Below are 22061 nucleotides of genomic sequence, written 5' to 3'. Positions count from 1 at the left end.
TGGGGGTGGGGTGTTGGCGTGGGCCAAGGTGTCGAAGTTGCCGTTCGTCAGGGTTCAAAGGGACGAAGATGAACACTGAACATGGCAGCGGATCGGGGGCGTAGGTGGGCGAGGAGCGGTCCGGTCGGACGCCGGAGTCGGCTTTGGCCGAACTGCGCCGAAGGCTTACGGACGGGTTGGCCAGAGCGGGGCTCAACAGGACGCAGCTTGGAACACAAGCTCGGTTGAGTCGGACGACCGTGCATATGGCGTTGAAGGAGGGTGGAAGTGTGCCCTCGGAGTTCACGGTGGGGGAGCTGGCGCGTGTTCTGAAGCTGCCGGTGGCGGAGCTGCAGGAGCTGCGGAGGGACGCCGTCGGGGGTGTGAGCGGTGAAGGCCCTGGACGGCCGATCCATCAGTGGCAACCGCATGCGTTGGAGGTGCACCCGGCTGGCCCTGCGCCGGGTGGATCGGGCTCGGTGGAGCAGCGGGTGCTGCCGGGGTATGTGCATCGTGAGCACGATCGGGTGCTGGCGGAGGCGGTGCGGGAGGCCGGGCAGGGCTACAGCCGGATGGCGGTCCTGGTGGGTGAGTCCTCGACGGGCAAGACCCGGGCCTGCTGGGAGGCGGTGCAGCCGCTCGCGGCAAAGGGGTGGCGGTTGTGGCACCCCTTCGACCCAACCAGGGCCGAGGCCGCCTTGGAGGAGTTGCACGAGGTCGGGCCGCGCACGGTGGTGTGGCTGAACGAGGCCCAGCACTACTTCGGTGACCGGGCGTTCGGCGAGCAGATCGCAGCTGCGGTTCACGCGCTGCTCGTAGAGCCGAAACGGGCGCCAGTGCTGGTGTTGGGCACGCTGTGGCACCAATACTTCACGCAGTACACGGCCCTGCCGGGCGCTGATGGTGCTGATCCGCACAGCAGGGTGCGGGAGCTCCTCGCCGGACGGACGACGAGCGTCCCTGAATCCTTCGATGCTTCAGATCTGACTGCGGCGGCTTTGCTGGCCCAGGACGATGTGCTGCTGGCCGACGCTCTGACTCGCGCCCGTGCCGATGGGCGCTTGTGCCAGGACCTCGCGGGCGGTCCCGCGCTCCTGGAGCGGTACGAGAACGGTAGCCCTGCGGCCAGGGCTCTGCTGGAAGCGGCGATGGACGCCCGCCGGCTCGGCGTCGGCTTGCACCTCCCGCAGGCCTTCCTCACTGACGCCGCCGTTGACTACTTCCACAACAGCGATTGGGATCAGCGCACCGAAAACTGGGCGGAGAAGGCGTACGCCGAGCTCGCCGAACATGTACACGGCAAACAAGCTCCTCTCCGCAGAGTTTCCCCGCGCCCGCAACGGTGCCCACCCGTATCTTCTGCTCCTGCTGGTGTTGCCACATTACGGCTCCAGGGTCCGGTCTTCCGGCTTGCCGACTACTTGGAACAACACGGTCGTAGCATCCGCCGCCATCGGTGTCCGCCTGTCTCCTTCTGGGACGCCGCACACATCCACGTCACCCAGCTGGATGAACTCAAAGAGCTCGCCCAAGCCGCCGAGGCACGCCACCGCCTGCAATGGGCCCATCACCTCTACCAGCGCGCCGCCAGCCACGGCGACAGCTACGCCCTGATTGCCATGGCGCGGTTGCGGGAGGAGGCTGGGGACCGGGAGGGCCCCAAAACCCTCCAACACGACGACGACCACCCCGGCGACAGCTACGCCTGGATCAGTCTGGCGCGGTTGCGGGAGGAGGCTGGGGACCGCGAGGGCGCCGAAAACCTGTACCAGCGCGCCGCCGACTACGACGACACCGACGCGTTGGTGAGTCTGGCGCGGTTGCGGGAGGAGGCTGGGGACCGCGAGGGCGCCGAAAACCTGTACCAGCGCGCCATCACCCACGGCGACAGCTACGCGTTGGTGAGTCTGGCGCGGATGCGGGAGGAGGTTGGAGACCGGGAGGGCGCCGAAACTCTCGACCGGTGCCCCGATCACCCCGGTCGAACCCTTGCCATGATCGCCGTAGCGCGGTTGGGGGAGGAGGCTGGAGGCGAGGCGGGCGCTGCAATCCTCTACCAGGACACCGACCACCCCTACGCGTTGGTGAGTCTGGCGCGGTTGCGGGAGGAGGTTGGGGACCGGGAGGGCGCCGAAACCCTGTACCACCGCGCTGCCAGCCACGGCGACAGCTACGCCTTGGCCAGGCTGGCCCGGTTGCGTGAGGAAACTGGAGACTTGGAGAGTGCAGAAACTCTCTACCAGCGCGCCGCCGACTACGGCGACACCTACGCTCTGGTCGGCCTGGCACGGTTGCGGGAGCGAGCTGGGGACAGGGAGGGCGCGGAGATCATGTACCACCGCGCTGCCAGCCATGACGACAACTACGCTTGGGTCAGCCTGGCGCGGTTACGGGAGGAAGCTGGGGACAGGGAGAGTGCAGAATCCCTCGCCCAGTACGCAGGTGACTACAGAGACCGCGAGACCTGGATCATCCTGACTCAGATGCGGGAGCGAGCTGGGGACCGGGAGGGCGCAGAATCCATCGCGCAGGCTGCCGCTGAGCAAGGCCGCACCGACATCATGGCCAGGCTGCTACGGATGCGGCAGGAGGCTGGGGACAGGGAGAGCGTAGAAGCCCTTGCCCAGCGCGCTGCCGATCGGGGCTGGAGCGCTGGCGTCTCTGCTACGGCTATGGGTAGGGCATTAAGGCGGTTGTGGCCGTACGGCTTGGACCCGGATGGCACACCGACGCGTCCTTGGGCAGTAAGCAAGGTAAGTGGCTTGGGTGATCAACAGCCCGCAGCTCGCCTTGTGCACGGCGGGCAGGTGGTCGGACAGGCGCCTAATGAGACCAGCAGCGAAGTCATATGGAGGCGGCCGGTGGGGAGTGTGGGGCAGTGGTGGCGATGATGGTCGGGCCTTGACCCAAGGCCGGCTACTGAGGTTGAACTCCTTGAGTCGTAGGGGCTGACGGTTCGTCGTCCCTGCGGTATCACCGGGGCATGCGGTATCCACAAGGGGGCGGGCTGACCGCCGAACAGCATTAGTTCCGACAGGAGTTACGACTCAAGGCGGCCGAGAGGTTCGCCCAGGCTGAGGCGAGCTCGGTGATCGCTAAGGACCTGCGGGAACGGTTCGTCATTCACGAGAACTACCACCAGAACTCCGGCGGCGCCTCGTCCAAGGACATCGGCGTCCTGAAGCTGAAGACCCCCCTCAGCTACACCCCACGCATCCAGCCCGTCGCCCTCCCGGACCTTCCCGAACTGCTCGGCGGGCCCGCGACCCTCACCGGATGGGGACTCGCCACCGCCACCGGCCAGCCGCCGAACGCCCTCCAGCAGGCCACGATGACCGTGATGCCCGTCGCCACCTGCGCCCTGCGCTACAGGGCTAGCACCGTGGGTCTCCTTGGCAACATCTGTACCTACACCGGCTACGACGGCGCCTCCGCCTGCCTCGGTGACAGTGGCGGGCCCCTGGTCCAGAACGGCCGCGAGATCGGCATCGTCAGCTTCAGCGCGTCCAACTGCAGCCCCCGCTACCCGAGCGTCTACACCAACGTCGGGTTCTACCGGCCCTGGATGAACGCACGCACCTGAATCTGACCCGTCCTCGCTTCCTGTCCACGTGACCGTGGGGCCCGCCACGTAGTGGCGGGCCCCACGGGGCTGAGATTCCCTCGGCCGGGCGCAAAGCGACCCGGCGTCCAGCACCGGACAGGCGCAATGCGGGCGCCGGTGGCCGGTCTACGGGTGCAAGAGCTGCGATGTGATCAGGGTCAGCGGCTGGAGCGCGTTGAGGAGCTGAAGGAGCTCGTCGATTCCGTTCATGGCAGCCGCGCACAGCACCTGCTGGGCGAAAGTCGGCCCTCCCCCGGCTGAGGGGAGACAGGCCGCCACCACCCGCGAGCGCCGGCAGCAGGTCCACGCCCTGCGCGAGTGCGGAGTCGGACTTCTGGAGTGCGCGCGTCGCCTCAACCTGGCTCTCAACACCGTCAAGCGCTACGACCGTGTCACCGAGCCCGAACGCCTCATCCGCGCCCCCAAGTACCGGCCCACCCTCGTGGATCCCTACCGCGAACACCTGCGCAAGCGCCGACTGGAGAACCCGGCCGTCCCCGTCACCCATCTCCTGCAGGAGATCAGGGAGCTGGGCTACACCGGCAGCTCGAACCTGCTGGTCCGCTACATCAACCAGGGCCGCGTCGAGGCCGACCGACCCGCCCTCTCGCCCCGGCGCCTGGCCCGCTACCTGCTCACCCGCCCCGACCGCCTCAGGGACCATCAGCGGGAACGTATCGAGGTCGCCCGCGCTGCCTGCCACGAGATGACCGCCCTGGCCGACCTCATCCACCACTTCGCCGTGCTGCTGGATCCTGCCGACGGCAATGCCGCCCTGCTGAGCACCTGGATCACCTCTGCCCAGGCCGAGGACCTGCCCCACCTGCATGCCTCACCCGGGGCATCGAGAAGGACCGCGCCGCAGTCGACGCCGCCCTCACCCTGCCGCACCACAACGGCGGCACCGAAGGCGTGAACAACAAAACCAAGCTGATCAAGCGCCAGATGTACGGCCGCGCGAGCTTCCCTCTCCTACGCCACCGCATCCTCCTAGGCTGACCGCACCCTCCGTCACCACCGACTACGGGACAGAGCCGGTCCAGGTGGTCAGGGCGGTGGCGATGTCGCGGACGTCGAGTCCGTTCGCGGTCTGCTCGACCAGGTCCACGGTTTGGCCGGTGCTCACCTTCACGGAGCGGCCGCCGGCGTTGAGGAACGCTGCGGCAGCGGTGGCGGCGTAGAGCTCGTTGGAGTGTTCCCGTGCGGGCAGTCGGACAAGGGCCTGCAGGAGAGCGGCCGGCTGTCCCGCATCCCGGACACGACAGTGCCCGTCCTTGTCATCGGCATCCGCGAGGTGGGTGATCAGGAACCGTCTCCGGATCCGGTCGGCACACGCTTCATGATGATCAGCGAAGCCACGGGGAAAGGCCGGTGTTTGACGGTATGGATCAGGGAGACCTGAGAGGCAGCTCGAGATGGCCCTTCTCATTCCCCGCCGATGGGGGCCGACCAGCTGCGGCTCCTCCGGCGTGACGAATCCCGCCGGAGGAGCCGGCCCCGGACAGAGCCCGGTACGTGCTCCTCCCCCGTACGGCGTTGGGCCTGCGGGTGCCATGCGTCTACAGATTGCCTCGTGGTCATTTCAGGAGGGTGGTGAAGGTGCTGGTTGCCGCGATGGCGAGGGTGAGGACGGTGGTGAAGGCGATGGCGGCGCGGGTGAGTGCTGCGGGGTAGGTGGCGCCGTCCAGGCGGGCGATCTTGCCCGCGCCGGCGGCGGTCAGCAGGGCGATGACGAGGATGAACCCGGTGGTGAGGAGGATGAGGGCGGTGGTCACGGCAAGCTCCTGTCAGGGGGTGGGGTGTTGACGTGGACCAAGGTCTCGGAGTTGGTGTGCGTCATGGGTCATCGGGACGAAGATGAACAATGAACACCACCGGAGCGGGGGCGGCAGATGCACGACGAGCGGACCGGTCGGACGCCGGAGTCGGCTTCGGCCGAACTGCGTCGAAGGCTTGAGGCCGGGCTGGTCAGCGCCAGGCTGAACAAGAGCCAGCTCGCCGGCCAGGCGGGGCTGAGCCGGGGAACCGTGCAGGAGGCGTTCAAAGCGGGCGCGAGGGTGCCCTCAACCTTCACGGTGGCGGCGCTGGCACGCGTGCTGAAGCTGCCAGCCGCGGAGTTGCAGGAGCTGCGGCGGGACGCGGCCGGGGGCGTGAGCGGTGAAGGGCCCGGAAGGCCGATCGGGCAGTGGGAACCGCACGCGCTGGAGGTCCACCCTGCCGGCCACGCACCGGGCGGTTCCCGTTCGGTGGAGCAGCGGGTGCTGCCCGGCTATGTGCGCCGTGAGCACGATCGGTTGCTGGCCGAGGCGGTGCGAGAGGCCGGGCAGGGGGGCAGCCGGATGCTGGTCCTGGTCGGTGAGTCCTCGACGGGCAAGACCCGAGCCTGCTGGGAGGCCGTGCAGCCGCTCGCGGAGAAGAGGTGGCGGTTGTGGCACCCCTTCGACCCGACCCGCGCGGAAGCCGCGCTGGAGGAACTGCACGACGTCGGACCGCGCACGGTGGTGTGGCTGAACGAAGCCCAGCACTACCTCGGTGACCGGGCGGTCGGTGAGCAGGTCGCGGCCGCCGTCCACACCCTGCTCACCGAGCCGGAGCGAGCGCCGGTGCTGGTACTGGGCACGCTCTGGCCCGAATACTTCAAGCAGTACACGGCCCTGCCTGCGGCTGGTAGGGAGGATCCGCACAGCCGGGTACGGGAGCTCCTTGCCGGACGGACAGCGAGCGTCCCTGATGCCTTTGACGCTTCGGCCCTGGCCGCAGCAGCTCTGTTGGCCGCGGGTGGTGACGGGTTGCTGGCCGATGCACTCACCCGCGCCCGCGTTGATGGCCGCCTGAGTCAGGACCTCGCGGGAGGCCCCGCGCTCCTGGAGCGGTACAAGAACGGCAGCCCGGCCGCCAAGGCTCTGCTGGAAGCGGCGATGGATGCCCGCCGGCTCGGTGTCAATCTGCACCTCCCGCAAGCCTTCCTCACTGACGCTGCCGTCGACTATCTGCACGACAGCGACTGGGATCAGCTGACCGAGGACTGGGCAGAGAAGGCCTACGCCGAACTCGCCGAACAAGTCCACGGCAAGCAAGCCCCACTACGAAGGGTTACCCCCCGTCCGCAACGCCGCCCATCCAAACCCTCCGCGCTTGCTGGCTCTCCCACACCCCGGTCGCGGGTACCAGTTTTCCGGCTCGCCGACTACCTCGAACAACATGGCGCCACCACCCGCCGCCACCAGTGCCCGCCCGCTTCCTTCTGGAACGCCGCATACATCCACATCACCCAGCCCGATGACCTTGACACCCTCGCCCGAGCAGCCACGAACCGCCACCGCCTGCAATGGGCCCACCACCTCGACCAGCTTGGGGCCGACCACGGCGGCATCAGTGCCTTGCTCCGCCTGGCTACCAGGCGGGAGGAAGTTGGCGACCGGAAGGGCGCCGAAACCCTCTACCAGCGTGCCGCCGACCACAGCGAGATCTTCGCCTTGTACCGCCTGGCCGAGATGCGGGAGGAGGCTGGGGACCGGGAAGGCGCCGAAACCCTCGCCCAGCGTGCCGCCGACCACGGCGACATCAACGCCTTGCTCCGCCTGGCAACCATGCGGGAGACAGCTGGGGACCGGCTACGCGCCGAAGCCCTCGCCCGGCGTGCGGGCGAGGGCTTCGCCTTGTTCGGCTTGGCCGCGATGCGGGAGGAGGCCGGGGACCGGGAAGGCGCCGAAACCCTCGCTCAGCGTGCCGCTGACTACGGCGACACTCTCGCCTTGCTGCGCCTGGCCGCGATGCGGGAGGGGATCGGGGACCGGATAGGCGCCGAAAGCCTATACCAGCGCCTTGCCCAACATGGCGACGCTCTCGCCTTGTCCCGCCTGGCCGAGATGCGGGAGAAAGCCGGCGACAGAGAAGGCGCCGAAACCCTCTACGAGCGTGCGGCCGACGATGGAGACACCAACGCTTTGCTCCGCTTGGCGGCCATGCGGGAGGAGGCCGGGAACTGGGAAGGCGCCGAAATCCTCTACCAGCGCCTTGCCGATCACGACGAGGTCTTTGCCTTGTCCCGCCTGGCCGAGATGAGGGAGAAGGCCGGCGACAGAGAACGCGCCGAAGCGCTCGCCCGGCGTGCGGGCGAGGGCTTCGCCTTGTTCGGCTTGGCCGCGATGCGGGAGGAGGCCGGGGACCGGGAAGGCGCCGAAATCCTCTACCAGCGCCTTGCCGATCACGACGAGGTCTTTGCCTTGTCCCGCCTGGCCGAGATGAGGGAGAAGGCCGGCGACAGAGAACGCGCCGAAGCGCTCGCCCGGCGTGCAGGCGAGGGCTTCGCCTTGTTCGGCTTGGCCGCGATGCGGGAGGAGGCCGGGGACCGGGAAGGCGCCGAAACCCTCGCTCAGCGTGCCGCCGACCACGGCGACATCGACACCTTGCTCCGCCTGGCCGCGATGCGGGAGGAGGCCGGGGACCGGGAAGGCGCCAGAACCCTCGCTCAGCGTGCCGCCGACCACGGTAGTACTGCACGCACTCTCCTGCTTGAGGTACTCCAGCAACTGTGGCCGTACGGCCTGGACCCCGATGGCACGCCGACGGGTCCATGGTCAGCAGTCGCGGAGGCGGTGCCGCAGGTGTCCAGCAGCCCACAGTCCGCCCCCTGACGTGAGTGGGGCGGGCTGCGGGGCCGGTCAGGAGACGGGGCGCGTACCTGGCGGCGGCGTTGGGCGTCGGCGGGTGAGGTGCAGCGGGGGCGACCGGCGCGGGCGTCGGGCAGGACGTCGGGCGCTTCCAGGGCGTCTATGGCCAGCTGGGCCAGTTCTGGGTTCTGGGTGAAGAAGAACCGCGGATTGACGCGGTAGAGGGTGGTGTCGCCGGAGCGCTGGACCAGGCGCAGGTTGGTGAGGCGGGTAAGCGCGTCGTGGACCGTGGTGTCCGAGCTCGAGCAGTCCTCCGCGATCTGCGCGACGTCGACAGGCGTCCGGGGGCGCGGGGCACGGGGGTGCAGCCGGTGCTCTGCGCAGAGCACCGTGCAGAGGTTCTGGCGCGGAGGGGCTGCGCGGCGATCACGCCTGGGCCGGGGCGGGCAGGTGGTGGGGGACGACATCGGCGGGCGTACCACGACCGGTCAGGATCTCGGCGGGCGCGTCGGCGAGCCAGCTGCCAGGTGACCTGGACGGAACGGGAGTGGTCGGCTTGATGGTCGGGTCTTGGACGCCTTGCTCGGAAGCGCACTCTTGCGGGGTCTGCGTCGGCTATACCGGGCTGGATCCGATCACCTCACCCGCCGTAGTAGAAGGAGTCCACTGCCTCATGACCGACGCCGCGAACGCCGCTTCCGTCAGTCGTGCCACCCGTGTGATCACGGTCGTGGCCGTCGTCATCGGCCTCGCCTTTACCGGCTTATGGGCCTTCATCTCCGTCCCGCAGCTCATGGATTTCATCGGTGACCGGGACATCACCGCGCCGTTGTTCCTGGCCATCGCGGTGCTTGCCGGTCCCACCCTGTTCTGGTCATTCATCGGTCTCGGCTTCGGCTTGAGCGGGCTGGGCTGGGCTGCCGGGCTCGCTCTTTCCGGCATCCTCATCAGCCTCACCTACGGCTCTCTCGTCGCTGCTTCCGACGGCCACGGCTTCACCTACTGGCTGTTCCTCACCCTTCTCGTCGCCTGCAACGTCGCCGCCTTCTGCGTGGTCCCCTACGTCCTCGTCCGCGGCACGGTCGGACGCCGCCGCACTCCGCCGGCCCCCGGGACAAGCGAAGTGGCCAAAAGCCCGGACCGCCCCTAACCGGCGCTGACACACTCGGCACCGTTGTGATCACCGCGTACCGACGGAGGACATGTTGAGTCAGCCGGAACAGCCCTGGCAGCCGGGCCCGAACGATCTGCCCTTCACCACCCACCTGATCAACCCGCACGGTGACCGGCACCTCGGCTTCAACGACGCCGAAGGCCGCTTCTACCGGCTGTGGCAGCACCAGCAACCCGAGCCGCTCCACACCGGCGAGGCGATCCTGCTGCGACCCAGCGACATCGACCAGATCATCAAGTTCTCCATGATCTGGGTGAAGAACCACCCCACTCACCCGCGCAGCAACGACCTGTCGGACGAAGTCGCCGCCGGAGCAAGGGCGGTCGTACTGCACTTCGCCCAGGCCGCACAGGCCCCCGTGCAACGCTAGGACGGACCCTCAGACGCCGCACCCCACCGGCCGAAAAGCTCCTCGAGGGCGCGGCGCTGAGCGGCCTCGAGGGCGACCTGGCGGACAAGGACGTCGCGGTCGACGTACGGGGCGACGGCGGCAAAACCCAGGCGCTGGAGTTCGGCCGGCTCCAGCGCCTCCGCCTCCCACTGCAGCGGGCCGCCGGGGTCGAAGCCGCAGCAGCGGGCGAAGGCCGGCCACCTGGGGTCGCCGCTCTTTCCCTCGGTCGCGGGCAGCTCGTAGGCGCGGACCTGAAACCGGACGGGTGGCGGTGCCTGGGCGGTACCAGGTGACGGTCCTGAGCTGCGGAAAGGGCCCGAATCGCCGGATGGGCGGGAAAGCGGGCCCCGATCCCGGGATTGAGGTAGAACCGGAAGCGGAGCCCGGGGCGGCTCCGGCAGGGCCCACGCCGGGTGATCCCCCGGTGGAAGGGCCGCCTCGGGACCTCCACCGCGGCCAGGCTTCCCGGTGACCCCGCGCACGGACCTTTGAGCAACGCTTCCGACCCGCCACCCAAGGGTCTAGGCCTTCTGCGGCCGGGACACGCAGCACCGGGTCCCGGGGCGGCCCCCATGACGCGTCCTGCAGGCCGTCCCCGCCGTCGGCAGGACGCCCGCCCCGGGACCTTCCCCAGGCCGGACAGGGGCCGCTGGCGCAGGTACTGGACCTAGCACCCACTGCTGCTAGACACAGGCCGCTGATCAGGCATCCAGCACCTAGCAACCCCACGACGACCCCCGAGCAGCGGCCCTGGACAAAACGCTCTTTCAGTCTTCTGCAAGATGTTTTAGGGATGATTCGTCCGGCCCGGCGAAGACGATCTGAGTGACTTCGGGCCCGTAAGCGGCCTTGGCAGTAACTCTGTATAGCCCGACGTCGGGAAGAGTGACCTGGGTACTCAACCGATCGTCGTCGGCAACATCGAAAGAGAACTGCTCGCTGCTCCAGGTTCCGTCGGCAGCGGCGACGCTGAGTTCTACTTCAGCGGGGTCATCGGTACCGGTGACGGCACATTCCCACCTCGAGTTGGGGGTGACGAAGTCAGGAACGGTAAGCCCGATTCCGTCATCTCCCTGTTCTGGACCTCGGATCAAGGCGTCGTGGTCCAGGAGAAAGTCTTCGATGAGCGGGAGGGCTCGCTTGTTACTGGCCAAGGCTCCGTGCTGAGCCGCCACGGGGATCGTAGGGGTACTCAGCGCTGCTGACAGACGATGGACGGTGCCGTCCCCCCAGGTGGGCATGCGCCGCGGCACCCCGTTGGGATCGCAGATCAGTTCCCGGTTTGCGTTGGTGAGGAAGCAGTACTCGGATGCCCTTACGACGCCATGTGTGATGGTGAGGGACTGAACGGTGTCCTGACGCACCCCGACGACGGGTTGCTGGGGTGGTAGGGGGCGAGCGTAGAGGGCGGTATAGAAGTCCTGTGCCCGTGTGAACAGTTCCTTGTCGCCGCCGATCGCGTCGACGTCTGAAGCCATCAGGCGACGTACGTCCAGTCCGTCCTCAAGGCATTGGAAGCGAGGCAGGAGTTCGTGGACAGCTGGCATGGTGGCGGCGGCCGCGGCCAGGCTGGTATGGGGCAGGGGCAGGGGAGACCCCTGGAGAGCGTTGAGAATATTCGCAGCGACGACTGAGCCCTCAAAGGGGGTGCCGAGGGTGAGGATTCCGCGTGTGTCGGCGGCCAGGTCGCTGTCTCCGCCGAGCGTGAGGGCTGCGTTGGTGATCAGTCCTCCCATGGAGTGGGCGATGAAGACGAGTCGGGCGGGACGGTCCTCGATGGCTTGGCGCCGGGCGTGGGTTTGCGCTGGGTTGGAGAGCCAGTTGTGCAAGTGGGTGCGGGCTTCGCCGGCTAGGCGCTGAGCGTTGACGGCGACAGGTAGACGCCAGTCGTAAGGGAAGGTCATTACCGCATCGTGGTGAGCTGCGGTGGCCTGGGCGAGAGCGACGAGCCTCGTGTAAGGCTCGATGCCGCGTAAGAAGGGGCTCCAGACGGGCGTTTGCAAGAGCCTGCGTGCCTGAACTCGACGGTAGTCGCCCGTTCGTTCTTCGGGTGTGAGGTGGAGGGAGGCGAGCCCTTTGCGGCGCAGCCACGCCTTGGTGAGCCAGCCCACGTCGGCAATGCCCCATATGACGGTGTCTGTGCTCGTGTCATAGAGTTCGCTGCCCATGATTCCTGGGACGATAACGACGGCATCGTGGGTGACTCGGGGCATCAGGCCAGGTTGGGTGTGCGGCGCGGGTATGGGTCGGACTTCACCCCGGGAGTGCTTCATGAGTGTCACACTAGTGACATGCAGCACACGGGGGGCGAGGTCCGGTTAAAGTCTGTACCGGCACAAGGTGACGCGCCATCAGCGCAGCGCGTGCTGCTGACACTCGGGGTTCGCGACTACACAAGCGACGACAACTCCGAGCAGTTTGCCGCTGGGATCGATCAGCAACTGCTTGTCGTGGGCGAGTGGTGGCAGACACCGGGAGCGGAACAGCCGTTCCGGCAGGTGGGGCCTTCCGAGGAACTCAGAAACCGGGATCAGGTCGAGGATTTCCTGCGCCAGCAGAAGGTGAGGGAACTGCGTGCCGAGGCTCTGGTCGTGTTCATCACCGGGCACGGCATCGGAGGGAAGGCTGATACTCACTTCTTGCGGATGCCGGACTCGGTGCCCCATCGTCCCCTGGCGACAGCGGTGCGCACGGCGGATGTCGTGGCTGCGGCTCTGGACTCGCATGCCACGAACGTGCTGGTCATTGTGAACACGTGCCATGCTGGCAATATGGGACCGGATATGAATTCGTTGTATAAGGATATCCGGCCTACTCGTCGGGAGTCCGCCAATTTAGATGTGCTGGTGACTTGCGGCCTGACTACCAAGATTGAAGTCTTAAGGTTTCCCACTCTGCTGCGTGCTGCGCTTGAGCGCCTCCGTCAGACTGCCGGCATCACAACGTCACATCTAAGCATTCCGGACTTCATGGCCCAGTACGCCCGAGGGCTGAGCCCTGAGGATGAGAAGAAGTTCAAGCTCCATCACCTGGTCCAAGGTGGCACGTATCAACCCTCACTGTGCGTGCCTAATCCCGGATACGTGCAAGTGCCCGCAGAGGACTGGCTGGACCGGGCTACGGGGCGACCGACGGAAGGCGATACGGGCTGGTACTTCCGCGGACGCGAAAGCCTCAACCGGGAGATCGCTCAGTTCCTCAATGCGGATTCCCAGGGCGGCGTTCTGCTGTTGACCGGCTGTGCTGGCAGCGGAAAGTCGGCGGTGATCGCACGCGCTGTGACGCTCAGTGACCCTCTGTTCCGTCTTGACCCGCTGTACAAGGCTGCAGAAGAAGCTTCACCTGAGGGCACATTCCCGGCGGAGGGAGCGGTGCGCGCGGCGGTGCTGGCACGGAATCGTGATGCCGAGCAGGTAGCAACTGCTCTCCTCCAAGCCCTGGGAATCCGCCCAGCACCGGTCTCGGCCACCGAGGACCCTGTATCCGCCCGAACTCAGCAACTCCTGGATTTTGTGCGGGGCGCCGGCAGCAGGCCTGTGACGATAGTGGTCGATGCGTTGGACGAGGCGCAGGAGCATGCACGCATCATCAGCGACGTGCTTGAGCCCCTCGTGCCGTTCTGCCAACCCGGTTCGCGGCCTGCGGTGAGGCTGCTGATCGGCGTCCGGTCTAGCCAGCCTCTCTCTCCCTCCACGGCCGGCACCGCGGAAGATGGAGGCTTGCTTCAGGTACTGCGCCGCGTTTTTCCTGCCGCGCGAACAGAACGCACGGACAGCTTGCTCAGCAAGGACGACCTGCGCCTCTACCTCCGAGCACTGGTGGGGGAAAGACCTACCTCTGAAGCCCTGGAGAGGGAACTCCCCAGCATCGTGGACGCCGTATGGCCCTCCTTTATCGACGCCCGGTTGGCGGGACACCAGCTCCGCAACGCCCCCGACCCGGCAGCGCTGGCCCGCAACAGTGAATGGCAACGCGCGACGCTGACACAAGGCATCCGGGGGCTCCTGCGCAGAGACCTGAGAATGGTGAAGGAAGAAGGGCTGCCTTCCCATGTCGCGCTAGCCCTGCTCAAGGCGTCTGCCTACGCCAAGGGCCAGGGTGTTCCGTGGGGAGAGGTCTGGCCTGCCATTGCCGGGGTCTTCCTTCTACCCGAGCAGCTACAGCCCGATGAGTGGGACCAGATGATCGGCAAGCTCCTCGGCGGCCGACTGAGCGGTTATCTGGCTCAAGCTGTCGAGGACGAGCGGCGCGTCTACCGGCCAGCACACGAAGAGCTGGCAGCTGAGCTCCTCGGCTCGGCAGGGGACTTGTTGAACTCGGGTGAAGGCAATGACTGAAGGGCCTGATGAGCGTCAGGCGGCAATCCACCGGCAGATCGCCGCAAAGTTGGCTGAGCTGGTCCCAAGCGATCCCGCTCTGCCCCCACACCCTTACCTGCGCCGTCATCTTGCCGAACACGCCGCTGAGGGACGCGTCCTGGATGACGATCACGTGCCGTTCGCTCTGCTGGCTTGGGAGAGCAGTTCTCAGGTGCGGCGTCTGCTGGCTGCGGAGGGAGGCGGCCCGGAGCGAAGTGGGTGGTTACAAGCCTGGGCCTCCCTGGAGCCGTTCGTACGGGGGGTCAGCCCGGTGTCACGGCTCTCCAGCCTTTGCCTGGCGCGCGCAGCGGCCCTGTCCGCACAGACCAGTCGGGAGAAAACGGCTGCACCGCCCTTCACTGCTGTTCCGGTCACTCCGCTGTGGAGTGACCGGGTAACTCCCACTCCTGCATGGACGAACAGCCCCACGGAAGTGACGTCCCTGGGCATCCTCAGCCCGGCCGGTACGAGGTCGTCGTACGTGGCGACTGGCGACAATGTGGGCACTTTGCGGATTCTGCGTTATGACGGTCGCCTCGTCCATGTTCCGCTCAGCCTGCATTCAGGGGCCATCACACACCTTTTGGCGTTGGAGGGAGGCCTCCTCATCACCGCTGGTACCGACGGACGCGTCATGGCCGTGGAAGAGGAGAACGGTCAGCTCACCCGCCGTGTAATTGCGCACAGGAAGCAGACCTGGGTCAGCTCACTGACCACATACCGCCCTGACGGCAGTCCGCGCCTACTCCTGGCGGCCTTCAGCGACGGCACGGTGGAGGCTTTCGACGTGGGCCGCTTCCAGCCGCACCACCTTCCTCTGGGCGAGTTGCAGGACTCATCCGCCCTCCTGTGCGGTATCAACAGCGCAGATGCGGGACCGCAGCTTCTTGTGAGCATGCACGAGACCGTCTACCGTTTCGACGGACTCTCCCTGATTCCTCACTCCCGTCACAGCAGCCGGATCCGTGCCCTGCTCGCGCTTCCGGAACTCGGTCGGTACGTCGTCGGTGACGAGGGCAGCAACATCTCGCTGTGCGACCTGGAAACAGCACAGCCCTTACACAGGGGGCGGCATGACACAGGCCCGGTGGGAGAAGTCCCGGTACCGGTGACTTCCCTGCAACTCGTTTCTGTCGGGGGGGCATCCGCGCTGGTGTCCGCTGCCGGCGATGGCACCTTGCGCTTGTGGAAACTGCCGGACCTGCAAGCAGTTCCCGGTCTGCTTCAGGCACACGCTTCCCCCGTGAACGCAATGACGAGCATCCCCGGGCACGGGCCAGAGCCAGATCGCCTGCTGTCGGGCGGGGCAGACCGCATCGTGCGCAACTGGGTCGTCGATGAAGCTGTCTTCGGCCAGGAGCCCAAGGCGTGGAACCGAGTCACCGCAAGCGCAGTGTGTCCCGCTGCCCCTCGCCGACTGGCCGTCGCCCGCGCGTCACGCGTCATCATCAAGGACCTTGCCACGGGGGCGGAAACCACCCGCCTCAAAGGACGGCATGTCACGGCCCTCGCCTGGCCGCAGATCGGCGCCCGCCGCGCGCTTGCAGTCGCCGTAGGCTACGACATCATCTGCGTCGATCCTGAGACCAATCGGCAGATCGGCCCGGAGATGACAGGTCACCTGCTTCCCATCCGAAGCCTGATAACCGTGCCCTCGGCATCCGGCGACTTGCTTGCCAGTGCAGGAGCCGACGGCACGGTCTGCGTCTGGCAGCCTGCCAGCGGTGAACAGCTCGCCCGTTTCGGCGATCACGAATTCACTGTCCGGTCTCTGGCCACGTACCAGAACTCCCAGACCCGGTTGCTAGCTTCCGGCGGAAGCGACGGCAACATCAGAGTCTGGAACACCGACACCCTGGAGCAGCACGGCTCCACCATCAAATGTGATCAGAATGTCATCAATGATCTGGCCTTCGTCACCCCAGAAGACGGAGACCTGCTCATCGCTGTGGCCGGGCAGGACGGCACCCTGAAACTGTGGGATCCGCAGACGTGTCGCGCTGTGCGCACACTGAACTGCACCGACGGTGAGCTGAGCGCGGTTACCTCTCTGCGACTGCCGTACGGTCGCACCGCCTTGGCCGTCGCGGGGACGACCAGCATCCACGTGTGGGACGCGGCTGCCGCAGCGCGACCACTGCTGCAGATCGTCACAGGCTCCCCCATCGAGACCCTCAAGGCCGTGCAGGACCGAAATCAGGTCACGTCCTCCATCCTTCTGGCTTCCGGAGAGGCGGGGGCCATGGCATTTCGGCTGCAGCACGACCAGTTGTGAGACAGGGTGCGCCGGGCGTGCTGCAACGCACCGCCATGTGCGCCCAACCCGTTACCGGTGAACCGCACAGCGCACCGGCAACGCCTGGAGAATCTCTACTTCCACCTGCCAGCACGGACGCCTGGCATCTATCTGACCCAAATGAGGATCGATGATCGTTGCGTTAGAGCACCGCTCTCCGGCGGTGTTTCCTGTGATCGTTGCGGAACCCACAACGGAGAGTGGCCCTGCGCCTGCCGTCCAGGGGAGGCGGCTGCGATGACCGTCCCCTCTGTCACCCTGTCACAGGCACCCGTGCAGGGCCTGTGGCGCTTGGGATGGTCCGAAGAACCGGTCAAGTACAACCAAGTGGAGCCCGAGACCTTCGACGGTTCGTCGGCCGGGAGATTCAGCCTCTTCTCCTACGGGACGTTGTACTGCGCCTCGGACCCGGCCGGCTGCTATGCGGAAGCTCTGGAACAGTTCCGCGTTTCCCCCCGTATGCGCGGGTGGATGACGGAGGGGGCCCCCACCGAGGGAGCGCATATGTCCGTCGGTGACATCGCCTCAAGCTGGAGGCACAACCGGATCCTGGTCCGGCTGACCACATCGTCCGAAGCTCAGTTCCTGGATCTGGAAGCCGATGCGACACGCAGCGTCCTCCTCGACGAACTCGGTGAGGACCTCAAAGCCTTCGGTGTAGGCGACTCCCTGACCGACAAGCACCTGCGGGGCAGGGACAGGCGCATCACCCGTCAGATCGCCGCCTGGGCGGTAGCGCAGCGCAACGAAAGGGGACATCAGCTGGTCCAGGGCATCACCTATCGCTCCGGCTACGCCGGCTACCAGTGCTGGGCCATATGGCGCGACACCGAGCTGCACGAGCAGGAGCGGCGTCCGATCAAGAAGGAGGACTGGGCACTGCGAGAGGTCGCTAAGGAGTACGGCCTGCGCATCCGGTGACCGCGATGCATCGTCTAGCCGTACGCAATGTCCCTCGTTCAGGTCTCCTCCCTGCGTCGCCGTCACAACGCTGTACCTGCTGCACCTGGCAAGAAGGTGCAGCTCAGAGCACCTGCACACTTACCCCAGGTGGGATTTAGGGGTGTTTTAAGGTGGGAAAACTATGGAGTAAGGAGCCCCTAAAAGGGTACGCTGTAGCCAACTGAACCTAGGAGTAAGCATGTTGATGACCCATCTACGCATAGACCGGTGGTTACCGGCGCCGCCACTGCGGTCCATGCCGGCCGCGCAGCTGACGTACCCGATCAAAAACGTCTCCTCCGAGCCGACAAGGTGTGCATCCCTGGCTTACCGGCCAGATCCGGGCACGCGCGGTATCACCAGCCACCGCGGCATGCACCTCGCCCACCCCACACCACGGCCTTAGCGCTCCAAGCGCGAACTTCCTTCGCAGTTGCCTAGCGGCCAGCAAGGAATCGAGGAGACCATGAAGACTCAGCGAGAGACAGCCGCCGAAGCCGAGGGCCGAGCACTCCGCGAGACAACGGTACTAACGCCCGCTCAGATGGCTGCCCTGCTGCAGGACACTTTTAGTCAGCGAGTGGCCGCTCTCATCGCAGGCGTGGAAGACCACAAGCAAGTTGGACGATGGGCTCGTGAGCAGAACGCCCCACGCATCGACGCGGAGAACCGGATGCGTGCCGCCTGCCAGGTTTTCACCTTCATCGCCAACTGCGAAAACCACCACATCGCGCGTGCCTGGATGATGGGCATGAACCCGCAGCTTGAAGACGACTCCCCCATCGAGGCCATCGCCCAGGGACGCTTCAAGGAAGCCATGGCCGCAGCACGCTCCTTCCAGCGGGGCGACCTGTGAGGTCCGCGCAACGAACGCACGTACAGGCCAGATTCGTTTCACGGGGCATATCGAGGATGGCGTTGGCGAGTACCTCGTCACGCAGGACCTGGCCGTACTCGCTTAGGTGTTGTTCGCACTGCAGCGTTCCCCGTACCCCGCGCAGCTAGCGATCTCGTGCGTGGTAGAACTCAGAGCTCAATCGACGATCACAGCTGCGATAAGTGTGAGTGGTGTCCGCACAGCTATCAGGTCGGCTCGGCTGCAGCCGACCATCCTTGCCAGTGAGGACTCTGGCAGTGCCTCATTCCGCGCGAGACTACGCCGCCGCCTGGGCGCGTGAGCGCCCAGGCACTCCGGCGGAGCCGATCGAGATCGCCACGCCCTTCCGGCAGCTCGCGCGTCAAGCACTGAGCTGGATGAGCCACGACGGACGACCTTTGAGTTTCACCCGCGGCCGGGCGTGCCTGCCTACCTGGAGAACCGACCAGAGGTGCTCCAGGTAGGCAGGTCCAGCCGGCCCTCGGAGGCGGCGGGCAGCTGGTCGGCGAGATGCCCGATGAGGCTGGCCGCCACGTCATACAGGACGGGCGGCAGTACACACCGGTAGTCGCTGGCGACCAGGCGACGATCAGGTAACGCGCTTCGTGGAACCACGAGGGGGTTTCCGGGGAGTACGCACGGCCGCTGCGTCATCCGCCCGGACCGCGAAGAGCGGAGCGGCCGTGCCACACGCGCCCGGAGAGAGCTGGAGCCGCACTGGAGCACTCCTCACCGTCAACTACTGGTCCGTGGTGACACCGTTCCCTCGTGCCGGCTCCCTGCGCCCCCGCGGTGGCCGGCTGTCGGCGGCACATCGCCCCGGAGACTTCTGGGGCCTTCGACCTTGGGAGGCCGATCGGTGGGCGGCGGCCAGGAGGGCGGTGACGGCGGCAGGTTCGACGCCCGTCACGGTGGCGATCTGATCGATGCTCAGCAGCAGCTGCTCGTACAGCAGGTGGACGTCCTCGGTGGCGGTGGGTGCGCGGCCGCTGCGGCGGGCAATGGTGCGGGTGTAGCGCTCCCAGGCCCAAGCGGAGGGGTAGCGCTGGGAAATGATGGTGGACCAGTGGTCAGCGACCAGGGCGAAGATGTGCGTGACGGCTATCCGCGCTTCCTCCGGCGGTAGGTAGGCCGCCGCGTACGCGTGGTACGCGGGACGATGCAGGTCGTAGAAGGCGTAAAAGGCATTCGTGATCACAGAGGGTGCGGGAGGTTTCAGGGCTGCTCTCCTGCTGGTCATGGTCAGCCGAAGGCCTCGGCGCGAAGGGTGCAGGTCTCCGTGCTGGAACGGGCGCGGCGCCACAACGGGAGCGCCACCTCGGGCAGGCCCTGCAGGGCCGTGACGAGCTGGCTGACGACCGGCCACTCGGGCACGGCCCAGCCCTGAAGGGCCTGGCGCAGGTCCGCGATGGTGATCGCGTGCTGACTGGAGGCGATGACCGCCCGGTCGGACGGAGAGCCGTTCGCGTACCGGAGGGCCTGAAGGTAGGTGCGCAGGTAGCGGGCGGGATCGGTGCCGGTCGGCTCGATGCCCGCGGCCGCTTCCCAGAGGGGCTTGACCAGGTCCGGGGTGCCGTCGCAGCAGTCGACGATGGCCTTGACGTGCTGCCAGGAGAGTTCCCGCTCGCCCGAGAGCAGGCGCGAGACGTAGGACGGGTCCACATTCATGTGCGCGGCGAGAGCCTGCTGGGTGATGCCGGCCTGTTTCTGCATCCGGGTGAGCGCGCACGCCAGGCGCTGGCGCGGGCGGCGGAGCAGATTCTTCGGGGCGGGCACGTCGTCGGGCGGCCGGGCGGTAGCGGCCCGCCGGTTGGGCCGGCGGCGGGCCGCGAGGGCCTGGTCGACGGTCTTCGGTACGTACTTCTTGCGCAGCCGGTCCACAGTGAGATCCAGGGAGGAGGCGAGGTCGCTGAGCGGTTCTCCCTGGGACCTCTGGCGGACGACGATCGCCGCGACCGCCTCCTCGGTGAGCCTCCTCAGTTCCAGGACGGTGTCGACGAGATCGGCGGTCGGGGTCGCGACGCCGTAGGTCTTGTGCATGAGCGCGTCGGAGACCACGGCGAAGTCCTCGGCGATGTCGCGCAGGGCCTCGGTGCAGCGGGCTGCCCGGTCGGCGTCGACGGCTGTACCGGGGCGGGCGGGCCGCTGGGGTGAGGGGTACGAACTGGCGGGCACGGGTGACCTCTTTCGGTGTGCCGGGGCGGGTATCTGTGCCCGCCCCGGCGCGGTGACGGAAGCTGTGGGCGAGCCGGGGCCGCACAGCGGGACCGGTGCCCGCGCTGCGCGGCCCGCCTGGTCAGCGGCGGCGGATCCGGCGGTGGACCAGCAAAGATCCGTGAGAGGCCGTCAGAAAGAGGGCCAGCAACGGGAGCATCCGGGGATCGAAAGAGGCCGGGACGACGATCAGGGGCAGGGAAACTGCGACGATGGGCAGACTTCCGCGCAGCGTGACAGCCGTGACATCCCACCCATGTGTTTGAACCATGTACTCAGCAGGGATGATACGCTCGCGGCTCAGTTTCCTTGCGAACGTGTTCACGCGGGCAGGGAGACGGGTACGACGGCAGCTTGGAGACACCAGAGCCCTCCTTCAGGGTTCGAGCTGACGTTGACGAGCGACAAGAGGCCCCGGCGAGGCGACCAACCAGCAGCCGGGGTCTTTGCCGTCCCGGTGAGAACCGGGAATCGGAATGTACTACCTTCCGCACCCGTCTCGTGTCGCTGAGTAGCGCCATGGGCACCGGTACCCGCCTGCCCTCAGAACGCAACGCGATCAACTACCGCGACAGAAGACTCACTCAGCCGATCAAAAACGGTCAGCGGAAACGGGCAAAGGCCACTACCAACCTGAATCCGCCGCGTGCGGGCGCGTAACCCTGACACCCCCGCACGCCTGACGCACACCCCCACCGAGCCCCTTCAAGATCGCGAAAATTGTCAACGAATCCGTTCACGCCGCCCTCCCCCACTACCGATCCGGTCACGGAACTGTCGTTCGACGGCCGCCTCGACTTCAGCGTTGGTGTAATGCCGGATGAGTACTCAAGGTGACGCAGTAAGCGGCGAGCGCCTCGCGGCAGCCGTCGGTGACCATTAACTCCCGTCTATTCGCTGGCATTTCCGACGCGGCCGGGGAGGACAACGCCGACCGGAACGGCTTGCCTGTGGACGCCGTTCCCGCGGGAACCACGCGGATGGTGCACACGGCGCCGTGGTGTCGCTGGCCGCGGTCTCGGCCTCCCACCAGCGCCCGTAGGTGCGAACTACGGGCCCCATGGGCGAGCTGAAAGCCGCGGCGGACCCACTTGTGCGGAGAGCACGTCAGCCGCAGGACATGACCGACGCCGGGCTCACCTCCACTTGCGCGGAGAGCACACGTCATGGGCCTTGCCGCTGACGCCGGTGGGCGGCTCACCTCCGCTCGCGCGGAGAACGCAACGTCCACTCGTAGCCGGACATCTCGTCCTGCGGCTCAACTCCGCTCGAGCGGAGAGCACCGACCACCACCAGGAGCACATCGTCCCCGCGGCGGCTCACCTCCGCGGGCGCTGGGAGCAGCGTGCCGGTCGGCATAGACGTGTCCCGTCGTCGGGACCATCCCCGCGGGCGCGGGGAGCAGCGTCGGTACTCGGTCAGCTTGATGAGCCGGTCGGGACCATCCCCGCGGGCACGGGGAGCAAGGTACGTACGCCGGGCCGTCGCTGCGCGGGTCGGGACCATCCTCGCGGGCGCGGGGAGCAGCTGACGATCGTCCGGGCGTCGTCCACGGCATGGGGACCATCCCCGCGGGCGCGGGGAGCAGCCCGTCCACCATCCGCCGGCGAGGT

The 22061-nt window shown here is 67.1% G+C and carries 14 protein-coding genes, 1 pseudogene and 1 CRISPR repeat array (1 of these 16 cut by a window edge); of the genes and pseudogenes, 10 read left to right on the top strand and 5 right to left on the bottom strand.

Annotated features, from left to right (window positions below; translation table 11 throughout):
• Positions 1-458 precede the first annotated feature (458 nt).
• From IE264_RS34595 to IE264_RS34585, 3 genes and pseudogenes are all read left to right on the top strand, one after another.
• Entirely contained in the window at positions 459-2870 is a 2412-nt protein-coding gene (locus IE264_RS34595) for a tetratricopeptide repeat protein (RefSeq protein ID WP_229887930.1), read from the top strand.
• A 197-nt stretch (positions 2871-3067) separates the two neighbouring features.
• The gene (locus tag IE264_RS34590; RefSeq protein ID WP_190167851.1) at positions 3068-3562 is read left to right on the top strand and encodes a serine protease; all 495 of its coding nucleotides are present in this window, start codon (positions 3068-3070) and stop codon (positions 3560-3562) included.
• Between the two features lie 238 nt (positions 3563-3800).
• A pseudogene (locus IE264_RS34585) lies at positions 3801-4582 on the top strand (ISL3 family transposase); the annotation flags it as partial.
• Between the two features lie 578 nt (positions 4583-5160).
• On the opposite strand, the gene IE264_RS34580 reads toward IE264_RS34585, so the two are convergent.
• Positions 5161-5358 (bottom strand): hypothetical protein, encoded by a 198-nt coding sequence (locus tag IE264_RS34580; RefSeq protein ID WP_190167850.1) that lies wholly within the window; start codon positions 5356-5358, stop codon positions 5161-5163.
• A 117-nt stretch (positions 5359-5475) separates the two neighbouring features.
• On the opposite strand from IE264_RS34580, the gene IE264_RS34575 reads away from it, so the two are divergent.
• The 3 genes from IE264_RS34575 to IE264_RS34565 all read left to right on the top strand — a co-directional run bounded on the left by IE264_RS34575 (position 5476) and on the right by IE264_RS34565 (position 9740).
• Positions 5476-8220: an SEL1-like repeat protein gene (locus IE264_RS34575; RefSeq protein WP_190167849.1), complete on the top strand. Its 2745-nt coding sequence runs from the start codon at positions 5476-5478 to the stop codon at positions 8218-8220.
• A gap of 649 nt (positions 8221-8869) precedes the next feature.
• Positions 8870-9346: a hypothetical protein gene (locus IE264_RS34570; protein WP_190167848.1), complete on the top strand. Its 477-nt coding sequence runs from the start codon at positions 8870-8872 to the stop codon at positions 9344-9346.
• Between the two features lie 52 nt (positions 9347-9398).
• A complete protein-coding gene (locus IE264_RS34565) occupies positions 9399-9740 on the top strand; it encodes a hypothetical protein (RefSeq protein ID WP_190167847.1) in 342 nt (113 codons plus the stop codon).
• Between the two features lie 788 nt (positions 9741-10528).
• Here the strand turns inward: IE264_RS34565 and IE264_RS34560 are convergent.
• The gene (locus IE264_RS34560) at positions 10529-11929 is read right to left on the bottom strand and encodes a lipase/acyltransferase domain-containing protein (protein WP_190167846.1); all 1401 of its coding nucleotides are present in this window, start codon (positions 11927-11929) and stop codon (positions 10529-10531) included.
• 123 nt (positions 11930-12052) lie between these two features.
• On the opposite strand from IE264_RS34560, the gene IE264_RS34555 reads away from it, so the two are divergent.
• The 4 genes from IE264_RS34555 (at position 12053) to IE264_RS34540 (ending at position 18213) form a co-directional block, all read left to right on the top strand.
• The gene (locus IE264_RS34555; RefSeq protein ID WP_190167845.1) at positions 12053-14098 is read left to right on the top strand and encodes an AAA family ATPase; all 2046 of its coding nucleotides are present in this window, start codon (positions 12053-12055) and stop codon (positions 14096-14098) included.
• 502 nt (positions 14099-14600) lie between these two features.
• Positions 14601-16394, top strand: a complete 1794-nt coding sequence (locus IE264_RS34550; protein ID WP_190167844.1) for a WD40 repeat domain-containing protein — start codon at positions 14601-14603, stop codon at positions 16392-16394.
• Between the two features lie 258 nt (positions 16395-16652).
• The gene (locus tag IE264_RS34545) at positions 16653-17336 is read left to right on the top strand and encodes an RES domain-containing protein (RefSeq protein ID WP_190167843.1); all 684 of its coding nucleotides are present in this window, start codon (positions 16653-16655) and stop codon (positions 17334-17336) included.
• 487 nt (positions 17337-17823) lie between these two features.
• Positions 17824-18213, top strand: a complete 390-nt coding sequence (locus tag IE264_RS34540; protein WP_190167842.1) for an XRE family transcriptional regulator — start codon at positions 17824-17826, stop codon at positions 18211-18213.
• A 760-nt stretch (positions 18214-18973) separates the two neighbouring features.
• Here IE264_RS34540 and IE264_RS34535 read toward each other — a convergent pair.
• The 3 genes from IE264_RS34535 to IE264_RS34525 all read right to left on the bottom strand — a co-directional run bounded on the left by IE264_RS34535 (position 18974) and on the right by IE264_RS34525 (position 20773).
• Positions 18974-19432, bottom strand: coding sequence for a hypothetical protein (locus IE264_RS34535; protein WP_229887928.1), 459 nt, complete (start codon positions 19430-19432; stop codon positions 18974-18976).
• A gap of 44 nt (positions 19433-19476) precedes the next feature.
• Positions 19477-20409: a helix-turn-helix domain-containing protein gene (locus IE264_RS34530; protein WP_190167841.1), complete on the bottom strand. Its 933-nt coding sequence runs from the start codon at positions 20407-20409 to the stop codon at positions 19477-19479.
• 121 nt (positions 20410-20530) lie between these two features.
• Positions 20531-20773 carry a hypothetical protein gene (locus IE264_RS34525; RefSeq protein ID WP_229887926.1) on the bottom strand — a complete coding sequence of 81 codons (243 nt, stop codon included), beginning with the start codon at positions 20771-20773 and terminating at the stop codon, positions 20531-20533.
• Between the two features lie 1051 nt (positions 20774-21824).
• A CRISPR array of direct repeats spans positions 21825-22061; the repeat unit is 29 nt; unit sequence GGGACCATCCCCGCGGGCGCGGGGAGCAG (it continues 1805 nt past the right edge of the window).

Source organism: Streptomyces microflavus (assembly GCF_014650075.1).
Lineage (GTDB): Bacteria > Actinomycetota > Actinomycetes > Streptomycetales > Streptomycetaceae > Streptomyces > Streptomyces microflavus.
This window is presented reverse-complemented; position numbering and strand designations above follow the sequence as displayed.

Coding starts and splice junctions, on each gene's coding strand:
- IE264_RS34565 (WP_190167847.1), top strand. CDS start 9,399: ATGTTGAGTCAGCCGGAACAGCCCTGGCAGCCGGGCCCGAACGATCTG.
- IE264_RS34575 (WP_190167849.1), top strand. CDS start 5,476: ATGCACGACGAGCGGACCGGTCGGACGCCGGAGTCGGCTTCGGCCGAA.
- IE264_RS34540 (WP_190167842.1), top strand. CDS start 17,824: ATGAAGACTCAGCGAGAGACAGCCGCCGAAGCCGAGGGCCGAGCACTC.
- IE264_RS34555 (WP_190167845.1), top strand. CDS start 12,053: ATGCAGCACACGGGGGGCGAGGTCCGGTTAAAGTCTGTACCGGCACAA.
- IE264_RS34560 (WP_190167846.1), bottom strand. CDS start 11,929: ATGGGCAGCGAACTCTATGACACGAGCACAGACACCGTCATATGGGGC.
- IE264_RS34545 (WP_190167843.1), top strand. CDS start 16,653: ATGACCGTCCCCTCTGTCACCCTGTCACAGGCACCCGTGCAGGGCCTG.
- IE264_RS34570 (WP_190167848.1), top strand. CDS start 8,870: ATGACCGACGCCGCGAACGCCGCTTCCGTCAGTCGTGCCACCCGTGTG.